Raw genomic sequence first — 21,875 nt, forward strand, 5'->3', positions numbered from 1 at the left:
GCTACTCTCTGGGCCATGCAGGAGCGCCACTTCTGGTATCGCGGCCGGCATCGCTTTCTACTTCATGCCCTCGACCGGTATCGCCTTGCGGATGTTGGCACGCTGTCTGCCGTGGACCTCGGGGGAGGAGTAGGCGGATGGGTGCGCTACCTCGCCGACCGTCGCCCAGGGCAGTATCAACCGCTCGCCCTGGCCGATTCCTCGCGCACGGCGTTGCGCATGGCCGGCCCCATGCTGCCCGCAGGCGTGGAGCGTTATCAGATCGATCTGATGAACCTGGGCTGGCGCGATCACTGGGATGTCGCCTTCCTGCTCGACGTCATCGAGCACCTGCCGGACGACCGGGAGGCCCTGCGCCAGGCACGTGCCGCGCTCAAGCCCGGCGGGCTACTGTTCGTCACCACCCCGGCCTTGCAGCAGTTCTGGAGCTACAACGATGAGCTCGCCCACCACCTGCGCCGCTACAGCCGCGCCGATTTCGCTCGCCTTGGCGAGCAAGCCGGCCTGCAACTGCTGGACGCACGCTACTTCATGTTCCTGCTCAGCCCGCTCTACTGGCTGGCGCGGCAGGGCAAAGGGATCGAGGGCATGACCGAAGACGAGAAGATGGCATTGATGCACAAGACCCACCAGGTGCCGCCCGCGCCGCTCAATCTGCCCTTGACCGCCATCTTCGCGGCCGAGACACCCTTGGGCCACTGGCTGCGGTTTCCCTGGGGCACCTCGGTGCTTGGAGTCTTTCGCAGATGATTGCTTTTGCGAAGCTGGAGGAAGGCTACGAGGTGTCCGACGGATGTTCTGAGCGAGAGCGGCTCGTAGTGTGCGGCGAACATCCGTAGGAGGCCCGCCCTCGTGCCGAATCGGCGGCTTCTGGCGCTGCGTGCATGCTAGGATGCCGAGTATCTGTCTAAATGACGGCGACAGTCCGGCAACGTCCGGGCTGGGCGCAGCGAGGCAACGGCGATGAAGACCGATCACCCGATCTATCTGTTCCTCTCCACCGGCGCCGAGGCCTTTCGGGTGTTGAGCGGTGGTCAGGACCTGCCGGGCGACTACCGCTTCAGCTCGCTGACGCTTAAGGCCGTGGAGCGACGCATCGACGGCATTCTGTAGCCCGAGGGGCACGACGGACCGGTCTACATCATCGAGTTCCAGGGTCAGGCCGTGCCCACGGCCTGGTATAACCTACTCACCAAGATCGGTCTCTACGGCGAGCAGCACCCGCAGCGCGACGTCATTGGTATGGGCGTGTTTCTGCGGGCCAGCCATGCGCCGGCGAATCCGAGCTGGCTCGGCGGCGCGGATTCGCCCGTGCGCGGCATCGGCCTGGATACGTTCCTGCCCGAGTGGCTCGCGCGCGAGCCGGACAATCCCTACATCGCCGTCTTCGCCCCGCTGCTGATCGACGACGAGCGCGAGCTGGCCGCACAGGCACCGGTGCTCTGGCAGACGGTGCAGACGGCCGCGCTGGAGCCAAGCATCCGCAAGACGCTGTCAGAGATTCTGGAGTTTTGGTTTTTCGAACGGTTTCGCGCTCTGAGCGCGAAGGAGATCTGGGCCATGCTGAACATGCTCACACCGCTGGAAGAGACGAAGGCGTATCAGTCGATCTTTATCGAGGGTGAGGCGAAGGGCAGGATCGAAGGCAAGGCCGAGGGCAAGGCCGAGGGCAAAGCCGAGGGCAAGACCGAGGGCAAGGCCATCACCCTCAAGCGCCTGCTGAAGCGCCGCTTCGCCATCCTGCCGGCCTGGGCCGAGAAGCGCATCGACACGGCAGCCGAGGCGCAAGTGGACGCCTGGCTCGATGCCATCTTCGATGCGACCGGTGTCGAGGACCTACTGGGTGCCGCGCCGAGCGAGGAGTAGCCGTTTGGCGACAACGGCGATCAATCTGCCGCTGACCGCACTCTTTGTCGCCGAGACCCCCTTGGGGCACTGGCTGCGGTTTCCATGGGGCGCCTTGGTGCTTGGAGTCTTTCGTCAATGATTTCCTTCGTGGTTCCAGTCTACCGCTCGGCCGAGAGCCTGCCGGAGCTGCATCGACGCATCACCGCCGTCTTTGGCGATGGTGATCAGGATCTTGAGATCATTTTCGTCGAGGACTGTGGCGGGGATGCCTCCTGGCCGGTCATACAGCAGCTCGCTGCGGTCGATCAGCGGGTGCGTGGGTATCGCATGAGCCGCAACTACGGACAGCACAATGCGCTACTCTGCGGCATTCGCGAGGCCCGTGGCGAGACCATCGTCACCCTCGATGACGACCTGCAGCATCCGCCCGAAGAGATTCCGAAACTCCTGGCCAAGCTGAATGAAGGCTTCGATGTGGTCTATGGGCCGCCGGAGAAGGAGCAGCACGGTCTGCTGCGGGACCTGGCCTCGCAGATCACCAAGCTGGCGCTGGAAGGCGCGATGGGGGCGGCGAATGCTCGGCAGGTGAGTGCCTTGCGGGCGTTTCGGACGCGCCTGCGCGACGCCTTTACCGATTATCGTAGTCCGACGGTAAACATCGATGTGTTGCTCACCTGGGCGACGACGCGTTTCTTCGCAGTGCGCGTGCGGCACGAGACGCGAAAATACGGCGAGTCTGGCTACACGCCACGTAAGCTGGTACGCCATGCGCTGAACATGATGACGGGGTTCTCCACTCGGCCATTACAGCTTGCCAGCCTGATGGGCTTCAGCTTTGCGCTCTTCGGGTTAGCGATTCTGGCCTATGTGTTGATTCGATGGCTGCTGCAAGGTAGTGCTGTTCCAGGTTTTGCTTTTCTGGCTTCTATCATTGCGATCTTCTCCGGCGCACAGTTGATGGCATTGGGAATCATTGGGGAGTATCTGGCGCGAATGCATTTCCGAACCATGGAGCGGCCGACGTATGTGGTTCGCGAGGAAACGACGGAGCAAGGTGCATGACTCAGCACAAGCGTCTTGAATATTGCTTGGCGACCTCAGGATTGCGGCTCATGGCTAGGGAGGAACCTTGGGACAGCGCCATTTTTCGAACGCCGGTGGTACGAATCCAAGAGTTGCAAGTGCTTGAGCCAAGACAGGCGATGACCGACTATCAGGATTATAAATCCTGGGTCGAGCGTGAACGGCTTGGGATCGTCAGTTGCCGACTCGCGCAAGACCGGCTGCGTGAGTCGATGCTTCTGGAGGCGAACGGCTTTCGCTTCATCGAGATGGTCCTGCACCCGCGGCTTGATCATCTACAAAAACAGACAATTAAGGAAGATGACCTCCAAATTCTTCCTGCGATCGAAGCTGATCTCGAAAACCTGCGTCATATTGCCGAAACTGCTTTTAGCAGCGAACGTTATCATATCGACCCTCGACTTGATCCTGCGTTGGGTAATCAGCGCTATGGGCGCTGGGTATGCACTAGTCTGAGCCATGCAACGCAGTGTCTGCTCAAGGTGTTGGATGGCGAGCGACTCATCGGGCTATTTATTGTTGAGGCCACTGCAAGCCAGTCGATGTACTGGCATCTGACAGCGATTGCGCCCCAATGGCAAGGATGTGGCTATGGGCGTCGCGTCTGGTGCGCGATGCTACGTCATCACCAGGCCGAGGGCTACGCCACAGTGACCACGACGATCTCAGCCCGTAACATCCGAGTGCTCAACCTCTATGCGCAGCTTGGCTTTCGTTTTATGCCACCCGAGATGACATTTCATTGGGTAAGAGCGGCCGCATGAGTAATTGGCGCTTGCAAGGTTTACGTTTCGGCATTGTCGGTTTAACTTCGAATTTTGTGCTCTACCTGCTTTATTTATTAGTGGTTTGGCTGGGCACGGATCCAAAACTGGCTGTAACCTTGCTCTATATACTGGGTCTGTCGATGACTTTTATCTTCAATAAACGGTGGAGTTTTTCTCACCGTGGAAATTGGAGGGGCGCTGCGGTACGTTATTTCTCTCTTTATGGAATACTTTATTCTTCGAATATCCTAGTACTAATGTTTCTGGTTGATCACTTATATTACCCACATGCGCTTGTTCAAGCGGGCGTGGTATTAGTGTTTATTCCAGTCGTCTTTCTTACGCAGCGTTACTGGGTTTTCGCCAAAGACCCGATAGTTCCTTCTTGATCTGGCTCTAATCCATGTCCCAAATTACAAGCGGTATTCGGAAGATTCTTTCCTGGCCTATTGTTTACGACGGGTTCCAGGCTCTGGTCGGAGCAGTAAAATTTCGTCACCTCTACGTTGCCGCTTATGTCCAGCCATCGGATGGGGTCAGGATCCTCGACATCGGATGCGGTACCGCCGAGATTCTGGAGTATTTGCCGACTGGTGTTGAGTACCATGGCTATGACTTGTCCGAGGATTACATCCAAGCGGCAAAATCAAGATATAACGAACGAGGGCATTGGCACTGTGCCTGCGTCTTGGACATGCAACTTGAAGAGTTTGGCGTCTTCGATATCGTCATGGCAAACGGCGTCTTACATCACTTGGGCGATAAAGAAGTCCGCGAACTTGCGGAAGTTGCTTCCAAGGCATTGAAGCGCGGTGGGCAGTTTTGTTCTTACGATTGCTGTTTTGTCGAAGGACAGAACCCGCTAGCGCGTTACCTTATTTCTATGGATCGCGGTAGAAATGTGCGGGAGGCAGAAGACTACAAATCACTGATCGCCCCATTTTTCACAGCTGTCGATCTCGACATACGGTGTGACATGCTGAGGATTCCATATACACACGCCATCATGGTGGCTACAAAGGGTGATCCAGCATGATCCCCTTCAACAAGCCCCACCTCGGCGGCAAGGAACTCTGGAACATCGCCCAGGCCCATGCCAGGGGTCAGATGGCCGGCGATGGCAGCTTCACCAAGCGATGCCAAGCCTGGCTCGAAGGGCGAACGGGCAGCCAAAAGGCCCTGTTGACTCACTCCTGCACCGCCGCACTCGAGATGGCCGCCATCCTCGCCGACCTGCGGCCGGGCGAGGAGGTGATCATGCCGTCCTACACCTTTGTCTCCACCGCCAACGCCTTCGCGCTGCGCGGTGCAGTGCCGGTGTTCGTCGACATCCGCCCGGATACGCTGAATCTGGACGAGCGCAAGATCGAGGCGGCCATCACGCCGCGCACGCGCGTGATCGCGCCAGTGCACTATGCCGGCGTGGGCTGCGACATGGATGCCATCATGGCGATCGCCGAGCGGCATGGGCTATTGGTAATCGAGGACGCGGCGCAGGGCATCATGGCCAGTTATCGCGGCCGGCCGCTCGGCGCCATCGGGCATCTGGGCGCCTTCAGCTTCCACGAGACCAAGAACATCATTTCCGGCGAGGGCGGGGCGCTGCTGATCAATGACCCGGCCCTGGCCGAGCGCGCCGAGATCATCCGCGAGAAGGGCACCAACCGCAGTCAGTTCTTCCGCGGGCAGGTGGACAAGTACACCTGGGTGGATATCGGCTCGTCCTACCTGCCGGGTGAGATCATCGCCGCGTTTCTGCACGCACAGATGGAAGAGGCCGATGCCATCACGGCGCGTCGGCTTGCGCTCTGGCAGCGCTACCACGCCGCCTTCGAGCCGCTGGAGTTGGCGGGCCGCGTCCGCCGCCCGGTGATCCCTGACGGCTGCGATCACAACGCGCACATGTACTATCTGCTGCTGCGCGACCTGGACGACCGCACCGCCTTTATCCAGGCCATGAAGGCCGAGGACATCCACTGCGTCTTCCACTATGTGCCGCTGCACAGTGCGCCGCAGGGCCAGAGGATCGGGCGCGCAGCGGATGATCTGGCGCTGACCACGGATCTGGCCGACCGGTTGGTGCGGCTGCCCTTGTGGCTGGGGCTAGAAGAGCATCAAGAGCGGGTGATCGAAGCATCGCTGAGAACATTGAAGACCAAGAACCAATACGTTCGAATAGTTCAATGCTGATAGTTACTTACATGCGATCAATAAACCCGTCAACGAACTCAACGCAAGGGCCATCTTCGCCTTGAGATTGATACAGCGCTTGCCGGAGAAGACTCGTGGTTTCTACCGCCACGCTTACATGGGCTATCCGGCCTTGATAATAACCATGAACGAAAGCGCGCAGGGATATGTTGGTCAGACCTTAGCCGCATCGGCATCCCGAGCCTGCGGTCGAAGACGCATCTAAAAGCGGGATAGCCGAACCGCCGATCAACCCACCTAGAAAGAGCAGCCAGCCACCAGCTGGAAACCTTGTTTCACAGCCGATATCCGGCCGGGTGCCTTTCACCCAACGGGTGATCGCCCGATCCATGTCAAATATCGGCCAAGGGCTTGATTGGATGGCGCTAGGGGCTGGGGGCTGACTGCTCCGTTTAGGATCAAAGCTATGCACCTTCTGCTTGGTGCGCTTCAAGAGATTTGAGTTCGATAGACTCCTTATTGGCAGATGATGATCATGAATAGACGATCCATATATAATATCGAACCTCACGCATGGTGGTTACTATTGGCAATAATGGCTGCGTCTTTGAGCCTTTTGAACACCCTATATTTTATCAGCCAGGCATCTAACCCAATAATCAGAAGTGATGGATGGTACTTTCTTGACTCCGTCATTAGTAATTGGGCGCGTGAGGGTTTTGAGCTCGCCGACATATTTGCTAAGAGGGGGATTTTTGATCACGCCCAGCCGCTAAACAAATTAGCGCTATGGGCAAATTATGAGTTTTTTAAGTTGGACTTTCGGCTTGAGGCCTTAGTGGGATTCTGCGGCCTTTTTGCTTTGATTATTACGTTGCTAATATTATACATTACGCAAATTGACGTAAGAAATAAGGTTGATACGCGCACAGCCATTGCTTTCGTCTGTGCGATTCTTGTCATTAGCTCCCTAAATTCTACAGAGTTGTACTCGTGGCCTTTGGTGACATTTGGCTTTCTCATTCTGTTCTTAATTTCTTTGATATCATGGCAGACATATCGTTATTTGACTGCGCAGAAAGCATATACCGCTCTGGCGCTCAGTGCACTCCTGTTTATTCTCATTGGCGATACGACCGCCGTCATTGTTTGGGCAAGCCTACTCTCGACGATCGCAATCTTTTTTGTCGGGAGCGACACTCATTTTAAGAAGAACTCATTTCAGTGGCTGTTCTGGTCGGCCCCCTTCGTGGTCGCTTATTTCGTTTGGACAAATATTTCATTTATTGATCTCAACCCGAAGCCGGCAGTGCAATTGCAGTCGAGCGTCAACTGGCTTGATCCCTACTTTTACTTCGAGTCTATCAGAATTATTTTTTCTGCCTCGATCATGCACAATCAGCACTTCGCTCATTTGGACGATAACCATGAAAGGATAATCTCCTGGGTTGTTGCGTTCGCAGTCTTGCTTGCTTACGTGTGGTATTTTGTGAACCTCATTTTCATGAGGAAAGATCAGAATTGCATTAAATTTTATACGACGTTTATTTTAGTTTATGCGACTATTTCGGTGCTCGGCATTGTTGCCGGCCGTGTAGACGCTTTTGGGGTCAATTATCTCTATCAGCCAAGGTATGTTATCATTTATCAACTCATCCCATTTGCGTTGCTTATTGATCTCTCTTTCACAAAGAAAAGTTCAGCTAAGCGTACTGTGACGACATTGTTTTCGTGGTTGGGCTTCGCGATACTGGTAGCCTTACAGGCGTACTATACTGCGCAAGCCTATTACTCAATCCAGTGGATCTCACGTAATCAGGAGGAACAAGCAAAGACAATTGGTCGCTACATGCTAAATCCTTCAGCCGCGATGGAAGCATGCCCACCTGTATCCCTCCCGTTATGTTCTTTGCCGGATGGAAAAAGGGCTGAGCTTTTGAATCTGCTGGCGTCTGAAGACCTGAATATCATGAATTGGGGTTTCCAGTGGCGTTATCGAATTTTCCCCCTTGATGAGAATCTTGGTCCATTAAGCCATATTTCAGCGTCTAATTGGGGCCCCAGGGTAATAACAGCGACAGCAGAACCTACACCTATCTGGATAAAGCTAGACGAGTCTCTAATTGATTCAAGGACGCACTTAATGGTCCGGATAGGCACTCACGAGGTGGCACCTCAGATAGCGAGAGACCACATCACTTTTGTAATTCCGAACGATCTCTCTAAAACCGCCGGCGATTATCCAATAGAATTATTGGACTTTTCCTCAAGATCCCTCCACATTGGGATAATAAAGGTAACGACGCCTATCAAAAGCACAGCCATTGAAAATAATTAGTCCAACCTGCAAAATCGTCGACAAACCGCTGAACAGTTCAGAAAGCCTCTTTCAGGAAACCGGGCTGGACAAAGTACTCGCTGGTGACGAAATCGCTTACGACAAGGCGGAGTCCTAGCCTGATGAAGAGGTACTAATAGGCGTGGCCGACCTTCGGTGATTGTTGATGGCGTGGGTACGCAGGCGATTGATCAACTAGTAAGCGCGCCTTGGGGTGCGCCCGAGCGCATCTGTTGGCGGAGTCGCGGGCGCAAAATCCCGAGATCGACCACTCAGCAAGGGCGAGGAAGGGGAACAACCGATCGGGGGCGGTGAAGAGGCCGAAGCCGCGGAAGGAACGGTCCAATGGCCCATGAGCTTAGCCTGCGCAGCAATCTTGGCCAGCAGGTTATGTAGCCCGGAAGCGTCAATAACGTCTCTCGAGTCCCACGGCGTCGCTGGTGGCGGTCTGCGCAGCGTATGTGCACGCTAAGACTGGGAGCCTGTACCCATGTTTTAGCCGAACATTCGGCACCATAGCGGCCGAACCCATAAGGAAGGCCGCTTGAAGTGCTGACTCGAGCTTAGTGATGGACCTCGTCCAAGCGCGTCGTTAACGCATCGATCTGCTGCTGAAGATGCTCAATGCGCTGATCGCGCTTCGCCAATTCTTGGACGAGACCTTGGATTGCTGCGAGAGTGATTCCCGTGCTGTCCGCCACGGAGATGCTGTGATTCGGGCCGTCGAGTTGAAAAGTGTCAGCGAAATCTTCTGCCATAGGGCCCATATGAACCTGGTCTGGGGGCGCGCTCTTAAACCGCCATTGCATGATCGGAAGGGCGGCGACCTTTTGAAGAATCTCGTGGGTATCCAGTGGCTGAAAATCGGTCTTCAGCTCACGGGATGAGCTAAACATGATGTTGGTCGCCCTCACGCTGCCAAAGACCTCCAAGGTGGGAACGCCACCAGCATCGTAGCGTTCGGACACCTCGATCTCAGGCCCTCCGCTACCCTGCTTCGAGACTCGGAACAGGTTGAATTTCGTTCCAGGGCCATTCGTTGCAACGAGGGAGTAGGCCCATGCATTCGTGTCGCTTTGCTCCAAGCGCATTTTGAGCACACCGTCTGCTCCACCGACGATATGGAGCTGCTCGATTGGAGCGTCCGTACCGATTCCAACTGATCCTTGTTCGTTGATATACAAGGCGTCTTGGGCACAAACAGACACACTCATTGATGCGGATAGAGTAAAAGCGCAAGACACCATGACCACTGACTTTTTTTCAAGCGATAACACTTTTCATTTCTCCTCTCAAGGATAGGCCAAAAGAAACACAAAGGGCCCGCAATCTGCGAACGTTTGCAAACCCATCTGGAGCTGCACACAAAACCCAGAAAGACGTCGATCAGGTTCCCGAGCGGTCAGTTGTGGGACCACCGCGATTGTTCCACTCTACCCGTCCACTGGCTGCTCCAATAAGATCAAGGCCCTCGGTTAAGGCCACAATGACGGGACCAATTTTTGCAGGCATTATCAAGACACAGCGCTAAACCAAGAGCTACTACCAGTTCTAGATCGTGTCGGCATGGGCACAGCATGTTCAACCAGTGACAAATCCAACTTTTCAGGGTCACCGATCTAAGCGCCGATCATCCATCTTTCGTGGGTGATGATTTAACATAATGGTTCACAATTAGCAACGCTCCTCAGGGAGACGGATCAGGATTCATTCGGCAACACACGGATGCGAGCCGCAAGCCGGTCTGCGCGCTGATTCGGATGGGCATCAGTTGCATCAAACACCTGTTAAATCGTTGAGTTATGAACATACGGATTCTGTTGTTCGCGTACGAGTTTCCGCCGGTCCTGGCCGCCCAGGCGCTGCGCTGGTACTACCTGAGCAACGAGCTTGCGCGGCTCGGAGCGGAGCTCGACGTGCTATCGCCGTCGATACCCAACCTCTGGGGATTCGAGCCGACACTCGAGGCGTCGGTGCAGGTGCATCGTTGCTTTGCTGGCCCCTTTGTTGGGCTATCGAGTTTTGGTGCCAGGCGTTTCCGTAGCCAGGGCTCACCGAACCCGGAGATTGCGGCCGCTTCACCGAGCGGTCCGTCACCGCCGACGCCCGTAGAGCGGGCATACCGATGGGCGCGCGGCATCCTGGATCAGGTGGTTTTTCCGGACGTTCGCACGGAATGGCTGCCTTTTGCATGGCACGCTGCGCGGCGGCTTCATGCAAAGCGGCGGTACGACTTGATCATTAGCTCTCACGAGCCTGGCGTCGATCTGCTGCTTGGCTTGCGGGCCCAGCGCGCCTGGGGCTTGCCGTGGCTGGTCGATCTCGCGGATCCGCTGGTTGCGCCCTACACACCAAAATGGCGTATGCGTCTAGACGTTAGGCTCGAAAGACAGGTCTGTCAACGGGCCGATAGGCTCCTGGTGACGACGGAGGCGGTGGCAAGGACCTTGGCTGCGCGTCATAATCTGCCGCCCAACCGCTTCACCTGGATCCGCCAGGGCTTCGATCAGCGCTGGCGCCCTGCGCCCGATTATGAACTCCCTGAGGACTGGCCGAAGGGGCGGTTCGTGGTGCTCTTCACGGGCACCTTCTATCCTGGCTTTCGTGCACCGGATGCATTCATCCAGGCGCTGTCCGCGCTCAAGGACGTGCACCTGGTTCTCGTCGGGGATATGGGGCCATTCGCGGCGGCCTTCCGTGCAATTGGCAATCGGGTGACACTGCTCGGAAAGCAGCCGCACGACACCTGTCTTGAGCTGCAGCGACGTGCGGATGTCCTGATCAATCTTGGCAATCGGGGAGATGATCAGGTGCCAGGCAAGATCTACGAATATCTTGGAGCCGGTCGGCCCGTGCTCCACATCGCGACCAATGCGTCCGATCCGGTTCCCCGGTTGCTCAGTCACTTGCGCCGAGGCATTGCCGTGCCGAACGAGAGCGGACGCATCGCTCAGGCGCTCGTTGAGCTGCAGGACCAGTGGAGTACCGACACCCTGGACGCCGCCTTCGACCTAGGGGTGGAGCGGGTGAAGGCGTTTTCCTGGCAGTCCCAGGCAATCCGGCTGCACAAGTTGTTATGCGAACTTTGCCGGCGTGAGGGAGCCGCTTTCTCCGACCGAAATAGCCTGTGAATTCGCTCACCACTACCTCAGAACCAACACAGACGTCGACAACGGAGCTAACAGAGCAGCTCGTTGCAGCGCGAGCTAGTCGCGTGCTCGCCGTTTCGCAGTACGGAAACGTGCGAACCGGCGGGGCAGAGCGCTATTTCCACGAAACCGTGACGCGAATGTGTCTGCGAGGGCTCCAGGTCGAAACGCTGCATGGCGATGAAACCGGATCGGCGGCGCGGCTGCACAGGCCCTGGAAGGTCTTCAGCGGAGGCTTTCACCCGAGTTGGCGCGCCCATATCCTCCAACATCTACGTGAGTACCGCCCGGACATCATTTATGCCCATTTCACGGTTCCCGGGCTGGTCGATATCACCCTGCGCTGCGCCAGGGCGCTTCAGATACCGGTCTGTCTGGTCTATCACAGCGACGTCACCGGCGCGGACTGGCCGAGACGCCTCGTCGGCACCGCGTACCATCGCACGCTCGGCCGTGGCACACTTCGTTGCGCAGGCAGCATCGTTGTCGCCAGTGATGCCTATCGGCAGACGTCCCCCTGGCTTTCGAGCCTGGAAGAGGCTGTGTTCCATTACGCACCTCCAGGCGTCGACGACGCGATTGCCGGTGGCGTGCGGTCCGAGGGCAAACCCTACCTGTTGTTTGTCGGCAAGGTCGATGTAGAGAGCAAGGGCTTTGGTTTGCTCTACGAAGCGTGGAGTCGCCTGCGCAGCAAGTATCCTGATCTCGGCTTGACCGCCGTTGGGCCAATACCACGCAGGCACTTCCCCGGAGTAAGCCATATTGACTACCTTCACCAACGTCGGCGCCTCGGTGACCTGTACGCATCGGCGGTCGCAACGGTGTTGCCCAGTACTTCGACTGCAGAATCCTTCGGAATGGTGCTGGCGGAGGCCCTCGTGGCTGGATGCCCTGTCGTCGGCTCCGCAGTGGGCGGGATTGGTGCCATCGTGTCCCCGGGCGTCAACGGCTTTCTGTTCCGGCCAGGCGATATAGCGGCATTGACATCGGCACTCGACGCGATTTTACAGCACCAAGACTTGCTCAGACTAAGCATCGGCCGCGAAAGGTATCGAGATCGCTTCAGCTGGGAACGCACAACGGACGAAATCTTGGCTGCGATCTTCGCAGTGGCACCGAAGCTCAATGCAGACAAGATAAGGCACCCTTGATCCGGATCGTTGTCGCCAGGCGGACAATATGTGTCATCTTGCCAACAATTGCGGCACGTGGCTGACGATGCGTCGTGGTACCCTACGGTCTAGTTTTTGGGCATCTAATTGGAAACCCCTCGTGGTCGTCATCCCCGCCTTCAACGAGGCAGCCAGCATCGCTAACGTGGTTGCGGAGGTACGTCACCATGTGAATGGGCCGACGCTGGTTGTCGACGATGCCAGCACGGACGACACGGCGGTACGCGCCGAAGCAATCGGCGCGACGGTGCTTCGACTGCCCTTCCGGCTTGGCGCCTGGGGGGCAACGCAGGCTGGCCTGCGCTACGCATTGCGGCAGGACTGGCAGGTTGTAGTGACCCTCGACGCAGATGGCCAGCACATGCCTGCTGACGTTGGCCCGGTCTTGAGCCCGGTCCTGTCCGGCACCGCAGATGTTGCAATTGGCGCCTATCCGGAACGGGCCAGTGCTTCTCGGCAACTGGCGCGGCGCTTCTTTCAGGGGATCGGCGGATTGGCGGTCGAGGACCTGACCTCGGGCTTCAGGGCCTACAACCGGCGGGCCATCGCCAAGTTGGCCCAACCTTACGCAACCTTGTTTGACTATCAGGACGTTGGAGTGCTCCTTGATCTTAAGCGCCATGGCTTTCGCGTTGTTGAGGTTCCCGTCCGCATGCGCGACCGGCGGCACGGCCACTCTCGCATCTTCCACTCCTGGTGGGCGGTCACTCGGTATATGCTGCAAACGAGCGTACTGTGCCTAGCCTACGCCGGGCGCGGTACAAGTCGTTCCGCACAGTCACGGCCACACGGCAAGAGCGTCTAAAATCCGTTTCGTTTCCTCAATGACTTACCAGTTGACCTCTCTCCTCCTCGGCCTGTTCCTGGGCTTGGGTATCTTGTGGCTGATCAGGCGCGATCATCTGCATGGTCCTTTTGCTCTCTGGTGGATCGCTGTTGCGGTCACTGTCGTCGTCGTTGGCTTTTGGCCCAGCGTCTTCGATCTGATTGCACACCATCTCGGCGTCAGCTATCCACCAATCCTCGCGCTTGTCCTCGCATTTGCTCTCATACTACTGAAAATTTTGACATTGGATATTGAGCGCTCACGACAAGAGCGTAAGATCCGCCGACTTGCTCAGCAGTTATCCATCATCGAGGCAGACCTGAACCAAGCGATGGCTTCGATGGGGACGACAAGGGGGCAAGACTCCGCAAGGCACAAGTCTGATTGCCATTGATGAGGGTTCTCCACCTGGGAAAGTACTATCCGCCGGTACCCGGAGGCGTGGAGTATTTCCTGGCAGATCTGCTGAGCGCGCTCGAGCGGCAAGGGATCGCCACCGGCGCTTTGGTCCATGAGGTCGGCGTTGCATCAACCGCCGGCGCTTCTCCGAATGACGTGGGGCCCACCGTCTACCACGTTCCCACGCTAGGGCGGTTCTTCTACGTCCCGATCAGTCCAGCGTATCTCCGGTGGCTGAATCGCTGCATTCTGGAATTTCGTCCGGACGTGCTGCATCTACATTTGCCGAATGTGTCTGTGTTCACGGCGCTGTTGTCTCGACGCGCCCAGGCGCTACCCTGGGTCGTGCATTGGCATGCCGATGTGGTTAGGTCGCGGGTGGACCGACGGCTGGCGTTCGCCTACCATTTCTATCGTCCGTTGGAACAACGGCTGCTGGCTACCAGCGCGGCTGTCATCGCCACATCGCCACCCTACCTGCAGAGCAGCGATGCTCTACGACCGTGGCGCCAGCGCTGCACCACGATCCCACTGGGGCTAGATGCCAGTCGCCTTAAAGCCCCTGGTGCACGGGAGACGACAGATGCAGAACGGCTTTGGGGTCGAACCGGACTGCGGGTGCTGTCCATAGGCAGACTGACCTACTACAAGGGCCACGATATATTAATCCAGGCCATGGGCATGCTGCCTGATGCACGGGCCATTATCGTCGGCACAGGGGACCAGGCATCCAGGCTGAACGCCCTGATTCGCAAATACGGCCTGCAGGATAAGGTGACCCTATGGGGGGATGCCACGCCCGCGGCACTGGCGGCACTTCTCGCGTCCTGCGACGTCTTCTGCCTTCCCTCCATTGAACGCACGGAGGCCTTCGGACTCGTCCTGCTCGAGGCCATGCACTTCGCCAAGCCACTGGTGGTCAGCGATATTCCGGGATCCGGCACAGGTTGGGTGGTTCGCCAAGGCGGCAATGGCCTGCTGACGAACCCAGGTGATGCCTCTTCTGTTGCATCTGCCTTGCGCCAACTTGGAGAAAATCCCGCTCGACGAGTGGCGCTGGGCAGACAAGGTCAGGAGGCGTTGGAAACATCTTTCGGGATCGATGCCATTGCCGAACGCGTCGCCGACATCTATGAAACCGTTTTGCGTACCCATCCACAAAACCTTCAAGGCACATGATTGATGCATCTGATGGCTACATGCCCCCGCTGTCTGCACCGGTCGACCCACATCGGTACAGTTGCATGCTACCAGTCGTGCGCGCGGTGTTGGCGGCCGTAATTGGTTTATTGCTTACCCTTGTCGGGCTTGTTACCGTTCAGCTTAACAGGACGAAACTGCCATCCTGGCCAGTGCTGATCGCACCGGATCAGATGGAATTACGGCTGGGACAGGGCCGGGTGAACAGTGACGGGCTGATGATTGAACGGGCCGGTCAGAACGAAACGTCAGTGGTGCTCGTGCAACTGCCCGCGATTGAGGCTGAGGGCTTTGGCACGCTCAGTTGGCACCTGAAGGGATTGACCAGCGACCAGGACCTGCAGATCTTTTGGGTGTCCAGTATGGCGCCACTGCAGTTGCAGGCCCATGTGCTCACGGATTCGCAGAAACAGGAGGGCGTGGTAAACCTGACCACCGAAGCCACCTGGGCCGGACGGATTGAACTACTCGGCTTGACAGTACAAGGAGAGATTTCGCAGCCCTTAACGTTAGCGCAAGTGTTGCTGATGCAAAAGCCGCGTACCATCGCCTACAGTTTGCGGGTTTTGCTTCGATCCTGGACCTATCGCGAACCCTGGAGCATGCGTTCGATCAACTTTCGCGAACACGTCGGGAATCAGTGGCAGACCATACCGCTGATTCAGGCAACAATTTGGCTTCTGATCAGTGGCAGCCTCTTCATGGCGCTTTCCATCAAGGCCGATAGCCGCAGTCTCCTGACCGGGTCGGCAGCCTTGTTGATGGTGGCATGGCTGGTGCTGGATGCCCAGTGGCAATGGCAGTTGTATAAAAGGTTGCAAGAAACCTTCGAACGCCACAGCGACACACTGCCCGGAGCGCGTAACCCGATCAACGATACGGATGGCTCTATCGCCAAACTGGTGACAGAGGTTCGAAAGTACCTGTCACCAAATCTGAATCGAATAATCATGGTCACCGCAGACCCGGATGGCTTCCTCTCACTGCGAACGCGCTATCGTTTGCTGCCGTTGAACACGAATCCAGGGATGATGCACCTGCCGGATCCGGACCAAGTTCAAGCGGACGATTATCTACTCCTGATCCAGCCGCCGGCGGATATTCAATATAACCCCGCGACACGGCAGCTGGTAAACGGCGTGCGCCGGCTGCCGGTAGAGCCCTTGATGGCGATTCCCGGGATAGCCGTCCTATACAGAATGAGGGTTGAATGATGTCAGCAGGCTTGATCAGCGTCGTTGCCGCGCTGACTCTGCCCTGCGTGGCCGCGGTGCTTTGGCTGCGCCTGCTCTTTCCACAGCCAGCCCCCGGTCGCTGGCCCCTGCTGATTGGGTATGGGTATGTTCTGGGGCTGCTTGGCACAACGCTCCAGCTCAGGCTGCAGGCAGCGCTTGGTTCAAGCATGGATCCGGTTCTGGGGCTGACTTTTTGGCCTCCTATACTAACTGCCGGTATCCTGACCATGGCTGCCCTGGGGCTGTACCGGCTCGGGTGGACTGTGACGACCATGCGTTCTTGCCATGCACATGCATCACGTCGGCCGATGCCCTTGCAACGGCTGCTTGTTGCACTCCTGCTGCTGTTGGTCTGCATCCGCCTGCTGAACCTGTCTCTGGAGGTCTGGTGGCTACCCCTCTATCCATGGGATGCCTGGACCACATGGGCGGTCCGCGCCCAGATCTGGGCCCACGCCCAGGACTTGGTGCCGTTCGTTGGACCGGACACCTGGCTGGATGACCCCACGGGGGAGACCCACAGCATCCGGGCTTGGCGCTATCCACCCACGGTTTCACTCATCGCCGCATGGCCGACACTGGCCTTCGGGAGCTGGAACGAGACGGCGGTCAATCTACCCTGGATCGGCTGTGCACTGGCATTGGCATTAGGTTTTTATGGCCAGACACGGCTTTGGGGAGCGACAGCACTAACATCGCTGGTGTTCACCTGGTTGCTTCTGTCGCTACCCATGCTGAACACGCACATTGCTCTGGCCGGCTATGCGGACCTGTGGCTCGCAACCGCCCTGGGGCTTTCCTTCTTCGCCTTGATGCACTGGGTGCGCGACGGCGATTGGCGACAGGCGCTGCTGGCCCTCCTGCTGGCTTTGGCCTGCGCACTGATCAAGCGCGAAGGGATGATCTGGATGCTGCTGTTCTTGCCGACAGTTCTGGCGGCTCGCCTCAGCCGTAATTGGTTACTGCTTGTCCTGACTGCGGTGGGCACGGGCGGCCTGCTCGTCTGGATCGCCGGGGGCATCGATGTTGAAGTGCCGATGCTAGGGAACGTCATCATCGGCCCGGATCGACTAGAATTATCATGGGTGGGGGTATTTTCGCTTCAACTGGGCGGTTCATGGGAGCCCGTGATCGAGCACCTGTTCATACGTAATAACTGGCATCTACTGCCGTTTCTCATCCCCGTTTCTTGGCTGGTTGCCGCTGTTCTCATTGTGCGCGGACTCGGTGATCAGGTGCTACGAGCCGGGCTCATGTGGACCACATTATCCCTGCTCGCAATCTATGTATTGTTTTTCTGGACCGATGCCTCCCAATGGGCGGACAGTGGCGCCAGCATCAACCGCATCTTGCTGCACTTTGCGCCTGCACTACTCTTCTGGATACTGACGGTCTGGTCTGCGTTGATCTCGGATCGCCCCACCTGCAGTTGACCTTTCCGATGCCTGAAGCAAGCACTCGGGCAGCTAAGGCGGGGAATTGGTTTAACTGCATCGAGATATTCGGAACGCCTGGATTGCTTGTAGTATGCGCCCAGCGGCTTGGCCATCGCCATATGGATTATGTGCGCGGGCCATCAATTGATAAGCATCCGTGTCGTCGAGTAGCCGGTTGGATTCGGCGAGAATTATCTCAACATCCGTGCCAACCAGGCGGACCGTGCCGGCTTCAACGGCCTCCGGCCGCTCGGTTCGCCTGCGCATCACCAACACCGGTTTACCGAGCGCTGGAGCCTCTTCCTGCACGCCACCAGAATCGGTGATTATCAAGTAGGCCTTCGACATTAGATACACAAATGGCAAATAGTCCTGAGGCTCGATAAGTTCAATGTTTGGCACGCCCCGAAGCAAACGACGCACAGGCTCTTGAACCGAAGGATTGGGGTGAGCAGGATAAACAATCTGCACATCACCGCGCTGGCTCAAGCGCTTAAGTGCCAGGCAGATACGCTCGAATCCGTCGCCGAAATTTTCGCGCCGATGGCCAGTAACCAAAATGAGACGCTTACTTACATCCACAAAATCAAACTGCCTATCCAGGCGCTTTTGCAGCGTGACATCTGCTTCGAGTCTCTGAGTAATCTGTTGCAGCGCGTCGATGACCGTGTTGCCGGTGACATGGATACTTGAATCGGCAATTCCCTCACGCAAAAGCGCGCCACGCGCACGTAACGTAGGCGCAAAATGGAGCGCGGCGATACGGCCGACCAAGCTGCGATTCATCTCCTCCGGCCATGGCGCATAGATGTTCCCGGTACGGAGACCAGCTTCGACATGGGCAACGGGTACTTTCTCGTAAAAGGCTGCTAATGCAGCTGCCATTGTCGTGGTGGTATCCCCATGAACCAGCAACAAATCGTAGCGCTCAGCGTGCAGGACATCGCGTAGGCCAAGCAGGATGTTGCTAGTGATGTCGGTGAGATCCTGCCCCGGTTGCATAATGTCAAGGTCGTGATCGGGCTGCAATGCGAAGAGATCAAGCACCTGATCAAGCATCTGCCGGTGTTGCGCGGTAACGCACAATCGCGCGTCGCACTCCGGGACGCTTCTCAGGACGGCAACCACCGGAGCCATCTTGATGGCCTCAGGTCGCGTGCCAATGACAGTAAGAATCCTCATACACAAATTGATAAAAATATCGTAGAAGCGAGCAAAGTGCGCGCTATGGCCACTGCATTGTCGCGCACCCACAGGCAGTCGCGAAAGATACCCTCACCCCAGGGCGCGCTGTAGGCCGCCTGCTCCACCGCCAGCACCGCCGGCAGGTCGGCTTGCTGCATCGGGCGCAGCAGCACGGCGGGTTCTCGGGGGATGGCGCGGGCATTCATGGGTCGGTTGGCCGTCCCGCGCTTCCGCCGCGATCCTTCACCTGGTACATGGCCCGATCGGCACAGCCCATCAGTTTCTCGACGGTGTCGCCGTCTTCAGGGTAATAGGCGATGCCGACGCTGGCGCCGACGGTGACCTGCCCGGCGACCTGCCCGGCGACCTTCCCGGCTCCGGGCAGATAGCCGGGCAGGTCACAGGGCTGGCTGATGGCCTTCACCAGAGACCGCCCCACCTGCTCAGCCAGGGCTGGCGACTCACAGGGCTCCAGCAACACCGTGAACTCGTCACCCCCAAGCCGGCTGACCAGATCCGAGGCGCGCACCCGACGTCTCAACCGCGCACCGACCAGCTCAAGTACCCGGTCACCGGCCGCGTGGCCGGCCGTGTCGTTCACCGCCTTGAACCGGTCCAGATCGATGAACAGCAGCGCCAGCCGGTAGCCGTGACGCTTGGCACGATCCAGTGCCTGCGCCAGATCGCGCTCGAAATAGGTACGGTTCATCAGGCCGGTCAGGGCATCGAAGTGCGCCAGGCGCTCGAGTTCGGCATTGGCCCGCTCCCCTTCCATCAGCGAGTCGCGCAGGCATTCACTGAGCAACGCGATCTCATCCCCGGTTGTATCCTCCGGGATATCGGCGGCGCGCGTCGGAGCGGGCTTGTTCAGCACCGCCGCCAGTGCCTCGATGCGCAGACTGAAACGCCGCGCCATCAGACCCGCCAGCCACCAGGCCAGCCAGATGAAGAAAACCAGCACGGGGGTCCAGGCAAGCAGGCGCATGACCAGGGGCGCCAGCCAGGGGTTGGAGGTATTGGCGATCTCGAATGTCAGGTGATAGAGGTCCGGTAACCCGGGATGGCGCATGTCGAAGGTTGCCGGCGCATAGCCCGGCTCGGCGCTGGCATCCGCGGACAGCACGACGCCGGACCTGGCCCCGTCAAGGACGCGCACCGAATGGTCATCGAGATCGTCCAGCGGTTGCGCCGCAAGCAGACTGCCGATGTCGATGTTCCCGAGCAGGATGCCGATTGGTCCGTCCGCGTAGCGGAAGAAGACCGGTATCGCCACCAGCAGACGCTCATCCGGTGCAGGCAGCGCGCTGGCCGTCGGACGGCCGCTCTCTAGGGTCTCGGTGGCCAGCGCCCTGGCCGCATCGCCGCCCTCGATTTCGCTGAAATCGGCACCGGCCACATGGCGACCCCGGTAGTCCAGCAGGCTCAGTTGATAGTGCTGGAAGGCTGCATTCTGCTGGTCGAAAAACGGCTTGAGATAGGCGTCTCTTCCGCGCGAATCGCTCAGCGCGGTCGAGACCAGCGCAGTCTCCGCCAGGCGTGCCAGGTCATCCACGCGATCGTTGATGGACACCGACAGGTAGGAGCCCAGAATCCGCGCTGCGGTGGCATTGGCGGAGCGCGCGTCGCGCGGCATCTCGTAGACCAGCGTCGCCAGTTCCAGCATGGCGAGGGCGCTGGTGATCAGGGCGGCCACCAGAAAGGCCAGACGCCGGACCTTGTGGTGCAGCCGAACCGCGACCTTGGGCGACTGCGGTATCACGCTAGTGCCCGATGGGCAGGATCTGGCCGGCCTCACCATAGCGGGCCATGAACACATCGCCCGCATCCAGCGCCTCGTGACGCTCGGCAGTGAACGGGTGCGGGTAATGCTTGATCAGTCCGTCGTAGGGACCGAGATTTTCCAGCACATCCCGGATCGTGGCCCGATCCGTGCCGCCCGCAAGATCGATGGCCGTCGCCAGCAGATGCATCAGATCGTAGGCGTGCGCCACCCCGACCGGGGCCTTGAGGTCGACCGGACCCGCGATCCCGTAGTCGTCCCGGAGTGCGGCCAGCACCCGCTGCGCCGCCGGTTCCTGCTCGCGCCCGAAGAAGCTGAAGGTCTGAACCACGCTCAGATCCACCGCGTCCAGCGCCGGACCGCACAGCTCGACCATGGCGCCGCCGGTGATGCCCCAGTGGCTGACGATGGGCAGTCGCTCCGCAACGGGCCGCTCCGCCATCTCGCGCACCAGAATGGACCCCTCGGCCGCATTGGCCACCAGTATCACCACCTCGGCGCCGGAGTCCAGAAGCTCATCGTAGGCCTTGCGCAACGAGGTATCGCCCCAGTTGTACCAGACCTTTGCGACCACCGCCTGCCCCAGGGCGCCGGCCGCGCGCGCGATCGCCGTCTCGTTGCTGCGGCCCCAGGCCGTGTTTGGAAGAAGCACTCCGAGCCGACGCGCGCCGTGGACCTCGAGCGCATGACGCAACATGACCGGCGCGGCCCAGGAGTCCTTCAGTGACAGCCTGAAGGTGTAGCTGGGCTGGAAACTGTGATTGATGACCGTGTCCGCGGCACCCCAGGGATCGAGCAGAGGCAGGCCGAGCTCGTGCACCACAGGCAGCAGTTCGACATAGGTCGGACTGAACTTGCCACCGAACACGGCAACCAGGTCCGGCATTGCGGCCAGCTCGCGAACGTTATCCACGGCGCGCGCGGGCAACGACCGGTTGTCCGTCGTCACCAGCTCCAGTGGCCGGCCGCCCAGCACCCCGCCGCTGGCATTGATCTCGGCAATGGCGATCTCGAGACCCTGCTGAATCGCCCGCTCGGAGGTACTGACCTTGTGGCCGAAAGCGGCATCCAGACCCACAAGAACCGGTGCCGGTGCCGGTGTCGATGCCGGTTCTGCTGCTGTTGCCGGTGCTGCTGTCGGTTCCGCCAACGCCAGCCAGGGAAAGAGACCGAACAGCAACAGCAGCAGACAGGCACGACAGTTATTGACGTTGATGCACATCTTTCGTTCTCGCTTGACTCACCGGGTTGCGCCAGCTCAGGAGACGCTGATTTCCTTGGCGTCCCGCCTAAAAACCTTCTATGA

The 21,875-nt window shown here is 58.5% G+C and carries 20 protein-coding genes and 1 pseudogene; 16 read left to right on the forward strand and 5 right to left on the reverse strand.

Annotated features, from left to right (window positions below):
* Positions 1–15: 15 nt before the first annotated feature.
* The 9 genes and pseudogenes from F2Q65_RS01055 to F2Q65_RS01090 all read left to right on the forward strand — a co-directional run bounded on the left by F2Q65_RS01055 (position 16) and on the right by F2Q65_RS01090 (position 8,187).
* On the forward strand, positions 16–750 hold the full coding sequence (locus F2Q65_RS01055) for a class I SAM-dependent methyltransferase (RefSeq protein ID WP_281290966.1): 735 nt from the start codon (positions 16–18) through the stop codon (positions 748–750).
* A gap of 213 nt (positions 751–963) precedes the next feature.
* Positions 964–1,506, forward strand: a pseudogene (locus tag F2Q65_RS01060) (DUF2887 domain-containing protein); the annotation flags it as partial.
* Positions 1,507–1,569: 63 nt separating this feature from the next.
* Positions 1,570–1,866 (forward strand): DUF4351 domain-containing protein, encoded by a 297-nt coding sequence (locus F2Q65_RS20290; protein WP_342782206.1) that lies wholly within the window; start codon positions 1,570–1,572, stop codon positions 1,864–1,866.
* A gap of 117 nt (positions 1,867–1,983) precedes the next feature.
* Positions 1,984–2,910 (forward strand): glycosyltransferase family 2 protein, encoded by a 927-nt coding sequence (locus F2Q65_RS01065; protein WP_150089515.1) that lies wholly within the window; start codon positions 1,984–1,986, stop codon positions 2,908–2,910.
* Positions 2,907–3,695, forward strand: a complete 789-nt coding sequence (locus F2Q65_RS01070) for a GNAT family N-acetyltransferase (protein ID WP_150089517.1) — start codon at positions 2,907–2,909, stop codon at positions 3,693–3,695. The genes F2Q65_RS01065 and F2Q65_RS01070 overlap by 4 nt, the downstream gene beginning before the upstream one ends.
* Positions 3,692–4,087, forward strand: coding sequence for a GtrA family protein (locus tag F2Q65_RS01075; RefSeq protein WP_150089519.1), 396 nt, complete (start codon positions 3,692–3,694; stop codon positions 4,085–4,087). Before F2Q65_RS01070 ends, F2Q65_RS01075 begins: the two co-directional genes overlap by 4 nt.
* A gap of 14 nt (positions 4,088–4,101) precedes the next feature.
* Positions 4,102–4,734, forward strand: coding sequence for a class I SAM-dependent methyltransferase (locus F2Q65_RS01080; protein ID WP_150089521.1), 633 nt, complete (start codon positions 4,102–4,104; stop codon positions 4,732–4,734).
* Complete coding sequence (rffA, locus tag F2Q65_RS01085; RefSeq protein ID WP_150089522.1) at positions 4,731–5,888, forward strand: dTDP-4-amino-4,6-dideoxygalactose transaminase; 1,158 nt, start codon at positions 4,731–4,733, stop codon at positions 5,886–5,888. The genes F2Q65_RS01080 and rffA overlap by 4 nt, the downstream gene beginning before the upstream one ends.
* A 496-nt stretch (positions 5,889–6,384) precedes the next feature.
* Positions 6,385–8,187 (forward strand): hypothetical protein, encoded by a 1,803-nt coding sequence (locus F2Q65_RS01090; protein ID WP_150089524.1) that lies wholly within the window; start codon positions 6,385–6,387, stop codon positions 8,185–8,187.
* Positions 8,188–8,750: 563 nt separating this feature from the next.
* On the opposite strand, the gene F2Q65_RS01095 is transcribed toward F2Q65_RS01090, so the two are convergent.
* Complete coding sequence (locus F2Q65_RS01095) at positions 8,751–9,464, reverse strand: tail fiber domain-containing protein (protein WP_150089526.1); 714 nt, start codon at positions 9,462–9,464, stop codon at positions 8,751–8,753.
* A 525-nt stretch (positions 9,465–9,989) separates the two neighbouring features.
* Between F2Q65_RS01095 and F2Q65_RS01100 the strand changes: the two genes are divergently transcribed.
* From F2Q65_RS01100 to F2Q65_RS01130, 7 genes are all read left to right on the forward strand, one after another.
* Positions 9,990–11,318, forward strand: coding sequence for a glycosyltransferase (locus tag F2Q65_RS01100; protein ID WP_150089528.1), 1,329 nt, complete (start codon positions 9,990–9,992; stop codon positions 11,316–11,318).
* Between the two features lie 83 nt (positions 11,319–11,401).
* Positions 11,402–12,487: a glycosyltransferase family 4 protein gene (locus F2Q65_RS01105; RefSeq protein WP_150089530.1), complete on the forward strand. Its 1,086-nt coding sequence runs from the start codon at positions 11,402–11,404 to the stop codon at positions 12,485–12,487.
* Between the two features lie 121 nt (positions 12,488–12,608).
* Entirely contained in the window at positions 12,609–13,313 is a 705-nt protein-coding gene (locus F2Q65_RS01110; RefSeq protein WP_246155818.1) for a glycosyltransferase family 2 protein, read from the forward strand.
* Between the two features lie 19 nt (positions 13,314–13,332).
* A complete protein-coding gene (locus F2Q65_RS01115) occupies positions 13,333–13,728 on the forward strand; it encodes a DUF2304 domain-containing protein (RefSeq protein WP_150089532.1) in 396 nt (131 codons plus the stop codon).
* A 47-nt stretch (positions 13,729–13,775) separates the two neighbouring features.
* The gene (locus F2Q65_RS01120) at positions 13,776–14,912 is read left to right on the forward strand and encodes a glycosyltransferase (protein WP_246155819.1); all 1,137 of its coding nucleotides are present in this window, start codon (positions 13,776–13,778) and stop codon (positions 14,910–14,912) included.
* A 65-nt stretch (positions 14,913–14,977) separates the two neighbouring features.
* A complete protein-coding gene (locus tag F2Q65_RS01125) occupies positions 14,978–16,147 on the forward strand; it encodes a hypothetical protein (protein WP_150089534.1) in 1,170 nt (389 codons plus the stop codon).
* Positions 16,144–17,601, forward strand: coding sequence for a hypothetical protein (locus F2Q65_RS01130; RefSeq protein WP_150089536.1), 1,458 nt, complete (start codon positions 16,144–16,146; stop codon positions 17,599–17,601). Before F2Q65_RS01125 ends, F2Q65_RS01130 begins: the two co-directional genes overlap by 4 nt.
* 51 nt (positions 17,602–17,652) lie before the next feature.
* Here the strand turns inward: F2Q65_RS01130 and wecB are convergent, their stop codons facing one another.
* From wecB to F2Q65_RS01150, 4 genes are read right to left on the reverse strand one after another with little or no spacing between them, the layout of a single operon-like run.
* Positions 17,653–18,786, reverse strand: coding sequence for a non-hydrolyzing UDP-N-acetylglucosamine 2-epimerase (gene wecB, locus F2Q65_RS01135; protein ID WP_150089538.1), 1,134 nt, complete (start codon positions 18,784–18,786; stop codon positions 17,653–17,655).
* Positions 18,783–18,995: a hypothetical protein gene (locus F2Q65_RS01140; protein ID WP_150089540.1), complete on the reverse strand. Its 213-nt coding sequence runs from the start codon at positions 18,993–18,995 to the stop codon at positions 18,783–18,785. Before F2Q65_RS01140 ends, wecB begins: the two co-directional genes overlap by 4 nt.
* Positions 18,992–20,548, reverse strand: coding sequence for a GGDEF domain-containing protein (locus tag F2Q65_RS01145; RefSeq protein ID WP_150089542.1), 1,557 nt, complete (start codon positions 20,546–20,548; stop codon positions 18,992–18,994). Before F2Q65_RS01145 ends, F2Q65_RS01140 begins: the two co-directional genes overlap by 4 nt.
* Position 20,549: 1 nt before the next feature.
* Positions 20,550–21,791, reverse strand: a complete 1,242-nt coding sequence (locus F2Q65_RS01150; protein WP_150089544.1) for an ABC transporter substrate-binding protein — start codon at positions 21,789–21,791, stop codon at positions 20,550–20,552.
* Positions 21,792–21,875: the final 84 nt, after the last annotated feature.

The organism is Thiohalocapsa marina (assembly GCF_008632335.1).
Lineage (GTDB): Bacteria > Pseudomonadota > Gammaproteobacteria > Chromatiales > Chromatiaceae > Thiohalocapsa > Thiohalocapsa marina.

Coding starts and splice junctions, on each gene's coding strand:
- F2Q65_RS01055 (WP_281290966.1), top strand. CDS start 16: ATGCAGGAGCGCCACTTCTGGTATCGCGGCCGGCATCGCTTTCTACTT.
- F2Q65_RS20290 (WP_342782206.1), top strand. CDS start 1,570: ATGCTCACACCGCTGGAAGAGACGAAGGCGTATCAGTCGATCTTTATC.
- F2Q65_RS01065 (WP_150089515.1), top strand. CDS start 1,984: ATGATTTCCTTCGTGGTTCCAGTCTACCGCTCGGCCGAGAGCCTGCCG.
- F2Q65_RS01070 (WP_150089517.1), top strand. CDS start 2,907: ATGACTCAGCACAAGCGTCTTGAATATTGCTTGGCGACCTCAGGATTG.
- F2Q65_RS01075 (WP_150089519.1), top strand. CDS start 3,692: ATGAGTAATTGGCGCTTGCAAGGTTTACGTTTCGGCATTGTCGGTTTA.
- F2Q65_RS01080 (WP_150089521.1), top strand. CDS start 4,102: ATGTCCCAAATTACAAGCGGTATTCGGAAGATTCTTTCCTGGCCTATT.
- rffA (WP_150089522.1), top strand. CDS start 4,731: ATGATCCCCTTCAACAAGCCCCACCTCGGCGGCAAGGAACTCTGGAAC.
- F2Q65_RS01090 (WP_150089524.1), top strand. CDS start 6,385: ATGAATAGACGATCCATATATAATATCGAACCTCACGCATGGTGGTTA.
- F2Q65_RS01100 (WP_150089528.1), top strand. CDS start 9,990: ATGAACATACGGATTCTGTTGTTCGCGTACGAGTTTCCGCCGGTCCTG.
- F2Q65_RS01115 (WP_150089532.1), top strand. CDS start 13,333: ATGACTTACCAGTTGACCTCTCTCCTCCTCGGCCTGTTCCTGGGCTTG.
- F2Q65_RS01125 (WP_150089534.1), top strand. CDS start 14,978: ATGCTACCAGTCGTGCGCGCGGTGTTGGCGGCCGTAATTGGTTTATTG.
- F2Q65_RS01130 (WP_150089536.1), top strand. CDS start 16,144: ATGATGTCAGCAGGCTTGATCAGCGTCGTTGCCGCGCTGACTCTGCCC.
- wecB (WP_150089538.1), bottom strand. CDS start 18,786: ATGAGGATTCTTACTGTCATTGGCACGCGACCTGAGGCCATCAAGATG.
- F2Q65_RS01140 (WP_150089540.1), bottom strand. CDS start 18,995: ATGAATGCCCGCGCCATCCCCCGAGAACCCGCCGTGCTGCTGCGCCCG.
- F2Q65_RS01150 (WP_150089544.1), bottom strand. CDS start 21,791: ATGTGCATCAACGTCAATAACTGTCGTGCCTGTCTGCTGCTGTTGCTG.